This is a genomic window from Collinsella sp. AM13-34 (assembly GCF_003473055.1).
In the GTDB taxonomy this organism is placed as follows: domain Bacteria; phylum Actinomycetota; class Coriobacteriia; order Coriobacteriales; family Coriobacteriaceae; genus Collinsella.
Genome location: NZ_QRLE01000021.1, coordinates 26,548 through 40,756 on the forward strand (window position 1 = coordinate 26,548; position 14,209 = coordinate 40,756).

General features: G+C 67.5%; 15 protein-coding genes and 1 pseudogene. 13 read left to right on the plus strand and 3 right to left on the minus strand.

Annotated elements, in window-relative coordinates; genetic code table 11:
* Positions 1 to 275: 275 nt before the first annotated feature.
* Entirely contained in the window at positions 276 to 2,360 is a 2,085-nt protein-coding gene (locus DW151_RS08630; RefSeq protein ID WP_118335407.1) for a DUF6273 domain-containing protein, read from the minus strand.
* Positions 2,361 to 2,740: 380 nt separating this feature from the next.
* Between DW151_RS08630 and DW151_RS08635 the strand changes: the two genes are divergently transcribed.
* The 13 genes and pseudogenes from DW151_RS08635 (at position 2,741) to DW151_RS08695 (ending at position 12,987) form a co-directional block, all read left to right on the plus strand.
* Complete coding sequence (locus tag DW151_RS08635; protein WP_118335408.1) at positions 2,741 to 3,454, plus strand: lantibiotic protection ABC transporter ATP-binding protein; 714 nt, start codon at positions 2,741 to 2,743, stop codon at positions 3,452 to 3,454.
* Complete coding sequence (locus tag DW151_RS08640; protein WP_233543377.1) at positions 3,451 to 4,284, plus strand: bacteriocin ABC transporter permease; 834 nt, start codon at positions 3,451 to 3,453, stop codon at positions 4,282 to 4,284. The genes DW151_RS08635 and DW151_RS08640 overlap by 4 nt, the downstream gene beginning before the upstream one ends.
* Complete coding sequence (locus DW151_RS08645; RefSeq protein ID WP_118335410.1) at positions 4,284 to 5,123, plus strand: ABC transporter permease; 840 nt, start codon at positions 4,284 to 4,286, stop codon at positions 5,121 to 5,123. The genes DW151_RS08640 and DW151_RS08645 overlap by 1 nt, the downstream gene beginning before the upstream one ends.
* 112 nt (positions 5,124 to 5,235) lie before the next feature.
* Positions 5,236 to 5,922, plus strand: a complete 687-nt coding sequence (locus DW151_RS08650) for a response regulator transcription factor (RefSeq protein ID WP_118335412.1) — start codon at positions 5,236 to 5,238, stop codon at positions 5,920 to 5,922.
* Complete coding sequence (locus tag DW151_RS08655) at positions 5,919 to 6,896, plus strand: histidine kinase dimerization/phospho-acceptor domain-containing protein (protein WP_118335414.1); 978 nt, start codon at positions 5,919 to 5,921, stop codon at positions 6,894 to 6,896. The genes DW151_RS08650 and DW151_RS08655 overlap by 4 nt, the downstream gene beginning before the upstream one ends.
* A 121-nt stretch (positions 6,897 to 7,017) precedes the next feature.
* A complete protein-coding gene (locus DW151_RS08660; protein WP_118335416.1) occupies positions 7,018 to 7,308 on the plus strand; it encodes a hypothetical protein in 291 nt (96 codons plus the stop codon).
* Complete coding sequence (locus DW151_RS08665) at positions 7,301 to 7,534, plus strand: hypothetical protein (RefSeq protein ID WP_118335417.1); 234 nt, start codon at positions 7,301 to 7,303, stop codon at positions 7,532 to 7,534. The genes DW151_RS08660 and DW151_RS08665 overlap by 8 nt, the downstream gene beginning before the upstream one ends.
* Before the next feature lie 693 nt (positions 7,535 to 8,227).
* Entirely contained in the window at positions 8,228 to 9,226 is a 999-nt protein-coding gene (locus DW151_RS08675; protein ID WP_118335419.1) for an ATP-binding cassette domain-containing protein, read from the plus strand.
* 159 nt (positions 9,227 to 9,385) lie between these two features.
* On the plus strand, positions 9,386 to 10,174 hold the full coding sequence (locus DW151_RS08680) for an ABC transporter permease (protein ID WP_158571683.1): 789 nt from the start codon (positions 9,386 to 9,388) through the stop codon (positions 10,172 to 10,174).
* Positions 10,175 to 10,186: 12 nt separating this feature from the next.
* A complete protein-coding gene (locus tag DW151_RS08685; protein WP_118335422.1) occupies positions 10,187 to 10,927 on the plus strand; it encodes an ABC transporter permease in 741 nt (246 codons plus the stop codon).
* 546 nt (positions 10,928 to 11,473) lie between these two features.
* A pseudogene (locus DW151_RS10920) lies at positions 11,474 to 11,665 on the plus strand (histidine kinase); the annotation flags it as partial.
* A 100-nt stretch (positions 11,666 to 11,765) separates the two neighbouring features.
* A complete protein-coding gene (locus DW151_RS10775; protein WP_233543378.1) occupies positions 11,766 to 12,278 on the plus strand; it encodes a hypothetical protein in 513 nt (170 codons plus the stop codon).
* Positions 12,265 to 12,987, plus strand: a complete 723-nt coding sequence (locus DW151_RS08695) for a response regulator transcription factor (RefSeq protein WP_233543379.1) — start codon at positions 12,265 to 12,267, stop codon at positions 12,985 to 12,987. Before DW151_RS10775 ends, DW151_RS08695 begins: the two co-directional genes overlap by 14 nt.
* Before the next feature lie 185 nt (positions 12,988 to 13,172).
* Here the strand turns inward: DW151_RS08695 and DW151_RS08700 are convergent, their stop codons facing one another.
* Positions 13,173 to 13,865, minus strand: coding sequence for a response regulator transcription factor (locus DW151_RS08700; RefSeq protein ID WP_118335425.1), 693 nt, complete (start codon positions 13,863 to 13,865; stop codon positions 13,173 to 13,175).
* The coding region (locus DW151_RS08705; RefSeq protein WP_233543380.1) for a histidine kinase at positions 13,862 to 14,209 on the minus strand (348 nt) is incomplete at its 5' end. The genes DW151_RS08705 and DW151_RS08700, both read right to left, overlap by 4 nt.

Sequence of the window (14,209 nt, forward strand, 5' to 3'; positions counted from 1 at the left end):
GGCGGGAAACTCAATGTCTCAATCTGTAACATGTAGCAGCAAATATGACCTCTAACTGTTACAAATCGAGACAAACCGTCCGCGGTCAACTCAAATGTCTTGATCTGTAACATCTGGGCCGGTTTTTAACCCCTTACTGTTACAGATTGAGATGTTGTCTCGCGGGGTTGGGGTTTGTCTCGTTCTGTAACATCTAGACCTGTATCTGCCGAGCTAGTGTTACAGATCAAGACATTTGCCGGGGAGGGGTTCCGTTACGGCAAGACACCCGCCGCCTAGATGCAGAACCCGGGGATCACGCAGGTTCGCTTGTTTGGCTTTTCCGCAGGCGTTGCGCACGTAAAGACGTCGCCGTCGTGGCCCACACGGTTCATGTAGAGCGTGCCTTCGCTCTCCGATGTGTCGGGACTCACCGTGCGCTCCCACCAACAGGTGTCTTTGCCCTTCCACTGGCGAACCATCGTCTCGTTCGTGGAATACGGACTCACTTTAAGCTCGCGGAACAGTTGGTACTCCTTGCCCTCGCCGTTGTAGATGTCGGCCAAAAAGTGATAGCCCTCGGCAAACGAATCGGGCGGTTGCGTACCACACAGCTCGACCATGGCGGGCAGCCAAAGGGTTGCGGACAACTCGCTCAGGCACGATGCGCTTCTGGCGGCGCCAACGTTATTCGAGATCTTTTTGACAGACTTGATGAGCGCGCGCAATTCGTTGGGCAGCAGCTTAAGGCCGTCGCTGTCGAGCCATTCCCGCAGCTCACAATCTGCCCAGCCGGCGCTCGGCGGTTCAGCCGCAGCATCGCGCTCGGCAATGCCGGCATCGAACATAAACGTCAGTCCGGCCTTGCCCGTCCCGTCCAGAAGCTCGTCGTGACGGATGCCCACAAGCTGCGCGCCGACGTGCAGACCGTTGGTGAGCCTCACGCGCTTGGTGCACGGATAGGGGATATGCCCATCGGCATCGAGCAGATGATAGCGCTTGGCAATCTCGCGTGCCTCGCTACGGGTCCCGGCGGCCTTAATCTTAAGCGAAATCTCCTGCAGCTGAGCCCAGGTGTAGTCGTCAAGAGAGCTGCGGATGCCGTCCAGGTAGTCGGGGATGCCAAAGCCACGGGTCGCCGCGCCAATGACGCCGAGCCCCGCAACGACTGCAACGACGCCGCCGATAATAAAGCGACGGCGGGTCATGGCATCGTGACAGGCCTGCTCCAGGATCTCTCGTGCGCGCTCGCCGGCGACGTCGACCTTAAGGTGCGTACCGGAGTCGATGCCGATTACGGCGTCATTGCCCGCGCCCTCGCGGTCCTCAGATTCTGCAGCGGGGAGGTATGTCGAGAGCACCTCGAGCATCTGCTGCTCGGTAGGGCGATCGCCCTGTTCGACCGAGATGCCTTTCATGATGATCTGGACAAGCGCTTTGTCGCCCTCGCATCGCGGCTCGAGCGGTGCCGGCTTGGTCTTGGTCTTTATGAGGTAGAACGAGCCGGTTGCCGCGGCACCCGTCGACTTAACATCGAACGGTTTGCGACCGCTGTAGAGCTGGTACAGAATGCTCGAAAGCGCATAGACGTCGATCGCGGGCGAGCGGCGAAGGGCCGCGATGCCTTCGATATCCTGCGTGAGCATCTCGGGCGCGGCGTATGCGGGCGTGGCAAAGCGCCAGATGTCGGCGAGCCGGGTGATCGTGTCGTCGCCGAGGGCCATGGTCGCGGAGCCCATGTCGATGAGGCAGGGGTCAAAGGAGCAATCGTCAATCTGCTGCTCAAGCGTTCGGCTGGTGGTGCGGAACATGATATTGGCAGGCGACAGGTCGCGATGGACGACCGGATTCACGAGCCCCTGGGTCATCAAGAGCGCGCGAAGCACGGCGTTTCCGACAGCGGCGACCATCTGGGTGGTCAGCCCGCCCGAGGCGTCGCGCGGAAGCAGGGGCAGCGCCTGCTTGAGCGAGGTGCCCTCGACCCACTCCATGAGGATGAGCGGGTCATCCTCGCACGATCCGTAGCCATAGACGCGCGGAAATCCGCGCAGGTGCGAGACGGTACACAGATGACGGTACTCCTCGAACAGAGCGGCGGTGTTGGCCAGGTGCGCGGCCGATTGCTCGGCGGAGCGGTCGGGGGCTTGGCCGGAAAGGAGGGCGTTGTCCTTGAGTAGCTTGACGGCAAAGACCTCGCCGCTCGTGTTGGTCGCGCGCAGTACGTGCCCGATGTTGCCGTTGTTGCGACGGGTCGTTTGAAGAATAAGCGTCATAAACCGACGCTTGGCGTCGTCCTCGGCGCTGGGGTTGACCGCCACGGCGGTATCGAACGTGTCGAGACGGATGAGTTTGTCGCCATAGGCGCTATCGGTAGTATCCATGGCGTTCCTTTGTCTGGCATGGGTTGCCGCGCGTATACGTGGGCAGTGCGGATATCGATAAAGTACTATGATAGCCGCGCTGCCCACGTATACCGCTGAGTATTGTCGTTTACGACGCAGAAGGTAGAAGACGAAAGACGGACGGCGACCGTCTTTCGATCGCCGTCCGCACTAGTTGTTGTGTGCCATGACGTTGTTGACGCCGACGATGCGCGACATCGGCGGCAGGCCCCCGCAGGCGCTGTGCGGCCTGCCCCAATTGCAGTTGACCCTTGTCCCGGGCAGCTATCGTGAGTTTATCTTCCGGCCTTTAACGCTTCTTTAGAAACGGCCTTCACCCTAGGAATTGCAAGTAAGTAATCCTTGGGATGGAGGCTCTCATGGCATACGTATTGGAGACGCGCGGGCTCACGAAGCGGTTCGGCCGCGGCAGCCGCGCGCAGATGGCGGTCGACGGCGTGAGCCTGCACGTGGGGGAGGGGCGCGTGTACGGCCTGCTCGGCCCCAACGGCGCGGGCAAGTCCACCACGCTCAAGATGGTCACGGGGATGCTGCGCCCCACCTCGGGGCAGATCCTGGTCGACGGGCATCCTTGGAGCCGCGGCGACCTATACTCCATCGGCTCGCTCATCGAGCAGCCGCCGCTCTACCCCAACCTCACGGCGCGCGAGAACCTGCTCGTGCGCACCACGCTGCTGGGCATCCCCGAGGGCCGCATCGCCGAGGTGCTCGAGACGGTTGACCTTAAAGACACCGGGTCCAAGCGCGCCGGGCGCTTCAGCCTGGGGATGAAGCAGCGGCTCGGCATCGCGATCGCGCTGCTCGCGAGCCCGCGGCTTCTCATCCTGGACGAGCCCACCAACGGGCTCGACCCCATCGGCATCGAGGAACTGCGTGGGCTCATCCGCAGCTTCCCCAAGCGCGGCATCACGGTCATCGTATCGAGCCATATCCTGGGTGAGGTGGAGCAGACGGCCGATGACATCGGCATCATTACGGGCGGCCGGCTCGCCTACCAGGCGCCGCTTCAGAGGGGCCAGGACCTCGAGGCCCTGTTCATGGACGTGTGCCGACGGACGGGGGTGGCCGCATGAGCCGGTCTGCTGCTGTGTCCGAGCGCGTCGAGAAGCCGGTGCCGCAGGCGGGATCCGCGCGCCGTCCCGGCCTCTTCCGCGCTCTGCGCTCCGAGGCGCTGAAGAGCGCCCATGGCGCACCGGTCAAGGTCGCCATCGCGCTTGCGTTGCCGTTCCCGTTGCTCTTCGGCCCGCTCTCGGGGCGCTTCGGCATGAGTGCCGGGCTCTCGTTCTCGGCATGGAACTACTACTACGTGCTGCTCTTGCCCGTGGCGCTCACGCTCATCTCCGCGTGCGTGGCCAACTACGATGCGCGGCTGCGCGGCCACGTGCCGCTCTCCAGCCCGGCTCCGCTCGGACAGGCCTGGTGGGCGAAGGCGCTCTGGTGCCTCGCGCTCTCGGCGCTCTCGAACGCTTGCGTACTCGCCGTGTACCTCGTGGGTGCCGTCGTGAACCCGGGTGGGCCATCGGTTCCCGCGATGGCGGCCGCTGCGGTGACGAGCGTCATCGCGACGTCGTGGATGATTCCGGTGACGCTCTTCCTTGTCTGCCGGGTCGGCATGCTCGCTGGCGTGCTGGGCCCGCTTGCGGTGCAGATCGGCGGGGGCTTCGCGTGGTCCGCGGTGGGAGGCCTGTGGTGGGCGCTTCCGCCGGCGGCCTCTGTCATCATGCCGAGCGCCTTCTTGCCTGTGCTGCCCACGGCTGAGCCGCTCTCGGCGTCGCCCGGGCTCGCGGCTGCGATCGGGTCCTTCGGGCCTGTTCAGGCGGCGGCGCTCGCGGTTTGCGCGGCGGCGTTCGTGCTGCTCACGGTCGTCGGCGCGGTCTGGTTCAGGGGATCGGAGGAACTGTGATGGGAAGCGGAAGGCATGTTGGCTCGAGCGTTGGCCAGACGTCCCGGATGACCCTATGGCGCGCCGTGCTCTCGGAGTGCGTGCGGCTCAAGCGCTCCCCGTTGATCGCACTGCACCTGGCGTGCGGCCTTATCGCCGGCGTTGCCTGCGGGGCCTACTTCGGCGTGGCGCCGTGGGATCCGCGACTCGGCACGGACGCGTTCGTCCAGCTTATCGGTGCGCTCATGCCCCTCATGGTCGCGATCGTGTGCGGCCTGGATGTCGACGGTGAGCGCGAGGCGTCCGGCCTTGCCAACCTGCTCGCGGTGCCGTCGAGGCGCATCGCCCTCGCCGCGCGCGTGCTCGTGCTGTGGCTGCTCGGCATCATTGCGATGGCGGTGGCGCTCGGGTCGTTCGCCGGCGTGATCGGTGCCTTTGGGCGCGACGCGTTCTCGGCGGGGGTTTACGCTCGCGCCGCCGCGGGCATGGCGGCGGGCTCGCTCGTGCTCTACGTCGCGTCGGTCTGGCTCGCGCTCGCCCTCGGCAGAAACGCCGCCATCGGGGTCGGCGCGGCGGGCCTCGCCTGCGCCCTCTTCGCCGTGGGCGGCCTCGCGCACGGGCTTGTCACCGGCGAGCTCACCGCGGCCTCTTCAGGCGCGCTCGGCTACGTGCCGTTCGCCTGGGCGGAGCGGCTGGGATCGCTGCTCGTGGAGCTTGGACTGGCCACGGATACGGGTTTGCGCGCGGTGATATGGCAGCTTGAGGTGACTTCTGTCCTTGCCTTGGTGGTCACGGCGATTTGCCTTGTCGTCCTTCTCGTCTGGATTGGCTTCTTCGAAGAGGGGAGGAAGGGCGAGTGAGCTCGCGGGGGTGCCTGCCGTTCCGCTCGCCACGCGCCTGCCATCGTTCGATCTCGCACGGGTAACATGAACTAGGATGGAACGAGCAAATCCGCTATTGAGGGGGAGTGTGATGGCCCGCATCCTTGCGGTCGACGATGACCGTTCCATACTTCAGCTGCTCGAGCGGGCTCTCTCCCGCGACGGTCACAAGGTCGAGTGCGCCGACGACCCAACGACGGTCCCTGCGATGGATCTCTCTCGTTACGACCTCATCCTCACGGACGTGATGATGCCCGGTCTCGATGGCTTCGAACTGGTCCGCCTCGTCCGGGAGCGCTTCGACGGGCCCATCATGTTCCTCACGGCCAAGGTCACCGAGGACGACGCGGTGCTGGGCCTCGGCCTCGGCGCCGACGACTACGTGCGCAAGCCCTTCGGCGTGGCGGAGCTGCGCGCGAAGGTGGCTGCGTCGCTCCGCCGCGAGCGCCGGGTGCGCCGGAGCGTGCTCGACCTCGGACGTGCACGCTTCGACCTCGGGGCGCGCGAGCTCAACGTGACAGCTCCCGACGGCTCGACCGGCGCGCCCGTCCCCCTCACGCCTACCGAATATGGCATCTGCGAGTTTCTCGCCAAGCACCCCGGCCGTGCCTATAGCCGGGCGCAGATTCGCGAGGCGGTGCGGGGCTGGGAGAGCGAGACGGATGACGCGGCCGTCTCGGTCCACGTGGGCAAGGCGCGTGCCAAGCTCCGGGCTGCGGGCGTCGACCCCATCGCCACCGTGTGGGGTGTCGGATATAAGTGGGAGGCGGGGAGATGAGCCGTCTTCGCGGTTTGGACGGCCGCATTCGCGTCCCGCTTGCCCTCGTAGTCGGTCGCTACTTCGCCCTCGTCCTGTTCGGGGCGCTGCTGACCGTGGGCGGGCCCTGGGCACTGTTCTTCGGCGCGATGGCGCGCGGCGAGGTACTCCCGGCGGACTGGGGCTCGACCCATGCGGACGAGACTGTCGGCGACATCGCTTCGGCGGGTCATCTTGATCCCGACTCGCTCTCCACCGCATACCGCGGGGCGCAGCTTTCGGCCGTGGGCAGCGTCCTCTTCTCGGACATGGGGGAGGAGGCACTCGCCAGCGCCCAGACGTCGGTCTCCTCCGCAGCTGCCGCCGGTGAGACGTCCGCCCGCCCCGGCCCCGACGTCTCGTCCGGCTCGTACGAGCAGGTGGCGGCCGTGAAGCTCGCCGATGGTACCTGGGCGGCAATCTCCTGGGACATGATGCCCCACTGGGCCGACCGCGCACGGGACGCGTCCTGGCCGAACCCCCAGGACCTCTGGCTCGCCTCGACCATCATCGGCACGGTTCTCATGGTCGTCCTCGTTGCCCTGCGCGCCGCCCGCGTGCTCACGCGCAAGATGGAGCCGCTCGTGGCGGCGGCAAATGCCGTTGCCGCCGACGACCTCGACAAGCCCGCCGGCACGAGCGACGTGGCCGAGGTCGACGACGTGCTCGCCGCGATGGAGCGCATGCGAGTCTCGCTCAAGGCCTCGCTCGAGGAGCAGATGACGGCTGAGGAGGCCCGGCGCAAGCGCATGGAGAAGCTCGCCCACGAGCTCAAGACCCCGCTCACCCTCGTCCAGGGCAACGCCGAGCTCCTCGCCGCAGATCTCGAGGAAGGGCGGCTCCGGGGCGAGCAGGCCGACGAGGCCCGCGCCATCCTCGACGCCACGCATCGCCTGGACGCGGCCCTCATCGACATCATCGCCGCCTGGCGGGAGGACGAGCGGGACCGAACCTGACATTTGCCTGGCGCATTTGTCATCCCACGAGCGGGCGCTGCCCTGTCAATGTTGTCCGAGCATCGGCTGCCCTATCGATGGCAAGGGTAGAATTGATAAAGGCTGAGTTGGAGGTGGGACCATGGCGGTGAAGACGAACGTTCAGAACACGGCAACCCTTGGCAATTCAAATGGCTTTACGGAGTTCCGATTTAGAGACGCTCTCATTCGGTTTCGTGCTCCGTATTCACTTGAGCACTACACCCGCGTGAAGCGATGGGATGCGGGCTATCTCGTTGCCGACGCCAAGTATGCGCACAATGCGGGCGACGAGGAAGAATACATCGATCTCGTGCCGATTCTTAAGGACCTGTACATAGACCCGGATGCGTTCCTCTTTCCCATTAAAAATGTGGAGGTGGCTCATGCCTGACATCGAGACGGTCGCGAGTACATCCGACATGATTGTGAACGGCTACGCCTTCTCCCAGGAGGATGATGACCGAATCCGGGTTCTCAATCTCAACTCGCCCACCACGGCAGCTGTTCTCGACAGCGAAGGCAACGTTCTCGAGACGAGCATGGACGACATGGAGCTTGGCATTGTGCGGGGCTATTTTTCCAACAACAGGGAGTTCCTTGGGACGAATCATGCCTAAGTACTTCCAATTCATGGTTGCTGGATACTACCTATATTTCACCTCGTTTTGCGTCGTTGAGTGCATGCACGTCCACGCCAGTGATGGTCGACTGACGGAGACGGGTTCCGCGTAGTTTTTTGTCAGGGCGAATGGGGGATACCGAGCTTCAGCATCGTGGTTAGTTATCCGACCGTGAAATCGCCATCATCCAGAAGTTTAATAAAGAAGAACTATCGAGAGATGTACCTCAAGTGGCGTGAGTATAGCCATGAGGGGTTTTACGGAGACGCTATATAGCCTGAGCGATGAAGAGAATCCCGCTCTGGTGTGGAGGCCGGGCGGGTTTTTCTTGCGTCTAGCTTGAGGATGTCATCTCCCTGCCGCCCAGGAGCTGGTCCTCGGGTGGCATTTGCCCGGAGTCCAGGCCATCGCACATGGGCTGAGTGTTCGTCATCTAGCTCCCGCCCGGGTCCTCTACGCTTCGACTCATGATGAGCCAGTCTGTGGCGACGCTGCTGGTCGCCAGGGCCTCCACGCTTCTCGGGCGGGTTTTGCTGGCTTCAGGGTGAAGCGACTTGCCTTTTATATCCGCTGTCACCCAAAGGTGTCAACCGGCTCAGCGGCACCGGTTCCGTGTCCCTTCTGCGAAAGAATGTCATCGCGTCGTGAGATACGGCGCGGCTGCGGAGATTCACGAGAAGGGAACATGATATGGCTTCTCAGACATTGGAACGTCCGATGGCCACGGCGGGGGAGACCGGATGGACGACAACGATGGCACGGCGCGCTGCGGCAGCGGGCGAGTCCCTCGCCGTATCCACCCGCGGGCTCACCAAGCGCTACGGCGACACGACGGTCGTCGACGACATGGACCTCGAGGTGCCCGAGGGCGCGGTCTACGGCTTCCTCGGGCCCAACGGGGCGGGCAAGTCCACCACGATGAAGATGCTGCTCGGGCTCGTGCACGCATCAGGCGGCGAGGCCGTCGTGCTCGGGCGGGAGATGACCCCGGACAACCGCCTCGAGGTGCTGCGCGAAGTGGGCTCGCTCATCGAGGCCCCCAGCTGCTACCCGCACCTCACGGCGCGCGAGAACCTCGAGATCGTGCGGCGCCTGCGCGGGCTGCCCGAGAGCTGCATCGACGAGGTCCTTTCGGTCGTGCGCCTGGACGACGCGAAGACGCAGCGGAAGCTCGCCGGACACTTCTCCCTCGGCATGAGGCAGCGCCTGGGCATCGCCGCCGCGCTCATGGGGCACCCAAGGCTGCTGCTCCTGGATGAGCCGACGAACGGCCTCGACCCCTCCGGCATCCACGAGATCCGCCAGCTCGTGCGCGAGATGCCGAGGCGCTTCGGCTGCACGGTCATCGTCTCCAGCCACCTGCTCTCCGAGATCGACCAGATGGCCGACCACGTGGGCATCATCAACAGGGGCCGCATGGTCTGGCAGGGGAGCATGGCCGACCTGCACGCCCGCGCGCGCCGATGGCTGGCGCTGCGCACCACGGACAACGCCGCGGCGGCGGGGGCGCTGCCGGGCGCGGTGGCCGACGGGGAGTGGCTGCGCATCAAGGCCGTGGACGACGCGACCGCCGGGCAGGTGACGCTCGGGCTCGCGAAGCGAGGCATCGGCGTCGTGCGGCTGGAGGAGCGCGTCGAGTCGCTGGAGGACATATTCCTTAAGCTCACGGAGATGGAGGCTACGCTGTAGCGGCTTCGCTGCGGCTTCCCCTGGTACCGCACCTTGCCCATCAAACCGTTGCTCGCGTACCAAAGTACGCGTCGCTCCTCTTTCGGGGCAATCTGCGGCACCAGGAAAACCCTTCGCATGGAACATCGCAGTTCACATTCTTCGACTGGAGGAAGACATATGCCATCTCAAGTTGTTGCATCGGACACCGGCCAGCCCGGCCTCGTCCAATCCGTCGCGCTCGAGTTTGCCAAGGCGCGCCGCAAGCACCTGTGGCTGGCGAGCCTGGGCCTGCTCGCGTTCCAGTTCGCCTGGCTCGTCGCGGGCGCCTCCAACACCGTGCGCCACAACCCTGACTTCGACGGCATCCTCTACATGCTGCCGCAGCTGAACGCCATCGTCCTGCCGCTGCTCTGCGCCATCGTGGCCTCCACCGTCACCGACGTGGAGAACCGGGCGAACATGTGGAAGCTGCTGCTCACCATGGAGGACGCCCGGCGCGTGGTCGCGGCCAAGTGGGCGGCGTGCCTCCTGATCCTCGCCGTGGTCGTGGGCGTCCAGACGGCGGGCGTGGCGGCGGTCGCGTACGGGATCGGGTTCCAACAGAACCTGCCGGGGCCGGCCCTGCTCGCCCGCTACGCGCTCAGCACGTTCGTCGTGTGCGCCATGCTCATCACCATCGTGCAGGCGGTCTGCCTCGCCACCGCCAACCAGTTCGCGCCGATGATCGTGGGCGTGGGCCTGTGCTTCCTCGGGCTCTTCATCGCCTACCTGCCTCCGGTGTTCAGCTGGTTCGTGCCGAGCGCGTACTTCTTCGTGTGTCGCCTCGTCGACGGCGCCTACGACGCCTCGCAGCACATGAGGTTCTGGGCGGCGCCGTTCCCGGCCGCGGGGCTCGCCGTCTGCGTCGCCGTGACCGTCGCCGCGTTCATCGCCTCCAGGCGCGCCTTCGCCGCCCGCGAGCTGTAGGGAGGTTTGATCATGCTTGCATCCTGCATATCCGCCGAGTTCATCAAGATGCGCCGGGCGCCCGTCTGGGCCGCCTTCGCCGCGCTGCCCGCCGTCTCCGCGCTCATCGGGAGCGCCAACTACGTGGCCAACCTCGACCTCCTCACGCCCGGCTGGGAGAACCTCTGGACCCAGCACACCCTGTTCATCTGCTACTTCTTCCTCCCGGCGCTCATCGGCGCGGGCGCGAGCTACCTGTGGCGGCTCGAGCACATGGGCTCCAACTGGAACGAGCTCATGGTCGCCCCGGTGCCCGCGCGCGACGTGTTCGTCGCCAAGCTCGCGGTCCTCGCCCTCCTGGACCTCGTCGCGTTCGCGGCCATGACGGCGTTCTTCGTCGCGAGCGGCATCGTCCTGCACGTGCCCGGCGCCTTCCCGGTGGCGTCGTTCGCCGAGCAGGTGGTGCTGGGCTGGATTGGGAGCCTCGCCATCTGCGGCATACAGCTCGTCGTTTCCATGCTCGTGCGCAACTTCGCCGTGCCGGTGGGCGTCGGGCTGGGTGGCGGGATCTTGGGGATCATGGCGGCGATGGGCGGCCTTGGCTACGTCTTCCCGTACGCGCTCATGCAGTCCGGGATGAACAGCAACGCCCTCGTGGTGCTCGACGCGCCGCACATCGCCCAGATCGCCGTGTTGAGCGTCGTCTACGTGGCCTGCTCGGTCGCCTTCGCTTCGGCCTGGCTCCGCACGCGCGACGTCGTCGCGGCGAAGTAGCGCCCGGCGTGCTCGTACAATGTGGTGTCGGGATGTGAGGTGATGGGATTGGACGTGAGGCCATGCGGGCCGGGCCTTTCCGGCGCCGCCGCGCCGTTGGACGCGTGGGACGACGCGCCCCTTCTGCGGCTCGCCGCGCCCGTGCTCTGCGTGGCGTGGGAGGCGGCGATGTTCGCCCGCGTGGTGTTCGCGGGGGCGGACCCCTCGCTGTCGGCGCCCTCGTCCCAGGCCGCCCTGTTCGTCCTCATGGCCGTCGGCTGCGCGGCGCTGTTCCTGCGCTACCGCCTTCCGGTCGTCTCCGTGCTCTTCGAGTCGGTCGTTGGCCTGCTGGCCTCGGTGATGGGCGCGCTCGCGTACGTGTACTTCCTCCCGCTCGTCGCGCTCTACGCCTGCGTGGCCCGCGCGCCCCGGCGCGAGGCGGCCGCGGGCGGCGTCGCCGCCGTTGCGACCGTCGCGCTCTCCGCCGTGGTCGACGGGTTCGCGGGTGCCTCCGCATCGCCCTCCCCCTCGCTTGCGATGTCGCTCGCCGGCATCGGGTACCCGCTCATGCTGGTGCTCGGGGCGGCGCTGCTCTCGCGCTTCCGCTTGCAGCGCCTCCGGGAGGCGGAGGCGGCCGCCCGCGCCGAGGCGGAGCGCGACCGCGCGCTCGCCAAGAGCCGCATCGCCGCCGAGCTGCACGACTCCGTGGGACACGACCTCACGGCCATCGTCGCGCTCTCGGAGGGGCTCGCCGGCGCGACCGGGGACGAGCAGCTCGACCGGGGACGAGCAGCTCGACCGGGCCATCGCGAGCATCAACGAGCTGGCGCGCTCGGGGCTCGCCGACACGCGCCGCGCCGTGCGGGCGCTGGCGGGCGAGGCGAGGAGCACGGCGGCGCCATCCGCTCTGCCGGGTTCCGCGCCCACCGAGAAGCCGGCCGAGCGGCATCGCTGGGACGAGATCGCCGCTCTTCTTGGGTCCGTCCGCGCCGCCGGCGTCACGGCCGCCCTCACGGAGACGGGCGTGCGCCCGGACGACCCCTCCCAGGCCGGCCTCGCCTTCCGCGTCTGCCGCGAGGGCGTCACGAACGCGCTGCGCCACGCCGCGGGGCTCTCGCGGCTCACGGTCTCGGTGGACCACGGCGGGGATGGCTCTGCCGACGTCGCAATCCGCGACGATGGAACCCCTGGCGAGGGGGCCGGGGGTCCGGGCACCGGCATGGGCCTCTCCCGCCTGCGCAGAGAGGTCGGGGAATCGGGCGGAACCCTCTCCGCCGGTCCGGTCGGCGAGGGCGGCTGGTGCCTCAAGGCGCATCTGCCGTCATTGGTGGGGGCCGGCGAAGGGGAGGGGGAGCCCGATGGCGACGAATAGCGGCATCGCGGGAGCGGCCGCGTCCGTGCGCATCCCCGTCATGATCGTCGACGACCAGCCCGAGACCCGCCTGGGCCTCGCGCTCATGGTGCGGCGCGACCCGGGCCTCGCCATCGTGCTCGAGGCGGAGGACGGCCGTCAGGCCATCGACCGCATCGAGCGGGCCGAGGAGCTCGGGCGCGACCTGCCTCGCGTCGTCCTCATGGACGTGCGCATGCCCGTCCTCGACGGCATCGACGCCACCGCCGCCATCACCCGCCGCTGGCCGAACGTCTATGTGCTCATGCTCACCACCTACGACGAGGACGACTACGCCTTCGGCGGGCTCGAGGCGGGCGCCTCCGGCTTCCTCCTCAAGGACGTCCGCGCGGGCGAGCTCTGCCGCGCCGTCCGCTCGGTGGCCGACGGCGACGCCGTGCTCACGCCCCGCGTCACGCGCGAGGTCCTCGCCCGGAGCGTGCGCGCCTCCGGTCAGGATAAGCGCGCGGCCGAGCTGCGCAGCGCGTTCCGCCGGCTGACCGACCGCGAGCGCGAGGTCTGCGCCCTCGTCGCCGACGGCCTCTCCAACGCCGAGATCGCCGAGCGCCTTACCGTCCAGCCCGCGAGCGCCAAGCGCGCCGTCACGCGTATCCTCGCCAAACTGGGCCTGCGCGACCGCACCCAGATAGCCGTCAAGTGGTACCAGGCCGGGCTGTTAGGTGGCGCTTGAAAGCGAAAGGCGGTGCAGGCGTGAAAGAACGCCCGCGGCAATCGCCGCGGGCGCCCCTCGTCATGGACGACTCTCTTTAGCGGGGTTCGAGCCGTCGCTCCTAGTTCGAGAGCGTCACCTCACCGCCGCCCTGGAGCTGGTCCTCGGGCACCTGATATGCGGTTTCACGAGTGAGTCACCGTCGCCTACCCCTCGCGCGACCCCCGTGACCCCATCCCGCTCCTCCACCACGCCACGGCGAGCTGGGTGCGGTCGCGCAGCCCGAGCTTGGCGAGCACGCGGCTCACGTTCCTTCGGACGCTCGCGGGCTCCATCACCATGCGTGCGGCGACCTCCTCGTTCGAGAGCCCCTCGCCCACGAGGGACGCCGTCTCGAGCTCGCGGGGCGATAGCGAGGAGAGCGCCTCCAGGAGGCGGACCCGCTCGGGGTCCTCGGCGGCGCCTGGGACGGCGCGGGCCACGACCTCCCGCGTCACGCGGGGTGTGAGCACGGCGTCGCCGGCGGCGAGCGCGCGGACGGCCCGGCACAGTTCGCGGGCGGTGGCGTCCTTGAGCAGGAACCCGGCCGCGCCGGCGGCGAGCCCGCCCAGCGCGTAGTCGTCCCTGTCGTAGGTCGTGAGCAAAAGCGTCCGCACGGAGGGGAAGCGCGAGGCAACCTCGCGGGCGAGCGCCACGCCGCCCGTCCCGGGCATGCGCACGTCCGAGACGACGACGTCGGGCAGGGGCTCGCCGGTACCCTTCCGGCGCGCGAGCTCCGCGAGCGCCGCCCCTCCGTCGTCAGCGGTGGCGACCACGGAGAGCCCCGGGTCGCGCCCCACCATCATGGAGAGGCCCATCCTCGCCGATGCCTGGTCGTCGACGAGCATCACGCGTATCATCTCGGGCTCCCTCCGCCGTCTCCGGGGGCTTGCCCCCGCGGGTCCCAGCCCGCGTCGATCGGCCCGCCGCCCGTCCTTTCCTCCGCGTCGGCGACGAGGCCGGCGAGCTCGCGCACCGTCTCGCGGGTCTGCGCGAGCCCCGCGCGCGCCTCCGCGTTGATGACGGCGACCGCCGCGTCGACCCGCTCGTCTCCGGTGCCCCCGCCCAGCCCCTCGCAGAGCGTCACGATGGCGGTGAGCCGCTGGCCCACCGAGTCGTGGAGCGAGGCGGCCATGCGGGCCTGCCGCTCGGCCTGGTCGCGGCGCGCCTCGGCGGCCATGGCGCGCGCCCTGGACACCCGGGC